This window comes from Clostridium sp. SHJSY1 (genome assembly GCF_031626875.1).
In the GTDB taxonomy this organism is placed as follows: domain Bacteria; phylum Bacillota; class Clostridia; order Clostridiales; family Clostridiaceae; genus Clostridium.
Genome location: NZ_JANDMF010000125.1, coordinates 1 through 971, shown reverse-complemented (window position 1 = coordinate 971; position 971 = coordinate 1). Strand labels below are relative to the sequence as shown.

General features: G+C 32.5%; 1 protein-coding gene. It reads left to right on the top strand.

Annotated elements, in window-relative coordinates; translation table 11 throughout:
* Positions 1-971 (top strand): phosphopyruvate hydratase (eno, locus tag NNC19_RS23435; protein WP_310941102.1); only part of this gene is annotated, 971 nt, incomplete at both ends.

Sequence of the window (971 nt, the reverse complement as noted above, 5' to 3'; positions counted from 1 at the left end):
GATGAAACATTAATAAAACTAGATGGAACTGAAAATAAAGGTAAACTAGGAGCTAATGCAATACTTGGAGTTTCCTTAGCTTGTGCTCAAGCAGCAGCCAATTCATTAGGATTACCTTTATATCAATATATAGGTGGAGTAAATGCAAAGGTATTACCTGTTCCTATGATGAATATCATAAATGGTGGTTCTCATGCTGATAATTCAGTGGATTTACAAGAATTCATGGTTATGCCAGTTGGTGCAGCAACATTTTCTGATGCATTAAAAATGTGTGCAGAAATATACCATACATTAAAGAAAACTTTAAATGAAAAGGGATATTCGACTGGAATTGGTGATGAAGGTGGGTTTGCTCCTAATCTAAAATCTAATGAAGAAGCTATAGAAGTTATTATAGAAGCTATTACAAAAGCAGGATATAAAGCAGGAGAAGATATGTTTATAGCAATAGATGCAGCATCTTCTGAATATTATAAAGATGGAAAATATGTTTTAGAACATGAAGGAAAGACATTAACAGCTGCTGAGATGGTAGATTTCCTTGAAAAATGGGTAGATAAGTATCCTATTATTTCAATTGAAGATGGAATGGCAGAAGAAGATTGGGAAGGTTGGAAACTTATAACTGATAGATTAGGTAAAAAAGTTCAATTAGTTGGTGATGACTTATTTGTTACTAACACAAGTAGATTAGAAACAGGAATTGAAAAAGGTGTAGCTAATTCAATTCTTATTAAATTGAATCAAATAGGAACTTTAACAGAAACATTAAATGCTATAGAAATGGCAAATAGAGCAGGATATACAGCAGTAGTATCTCATAGATCTGGTGAAACAGAAGATACAACTATAGCAGACCTTGTTGTAGCAGTAAATGCAGGACAAATTAAAACAGGAGCTCCAGCAAGAAGTGAAAGAGTTGCTAAGTATAATCAATTAATAAGAATAGAAGAAGAATTAGAAGGTGT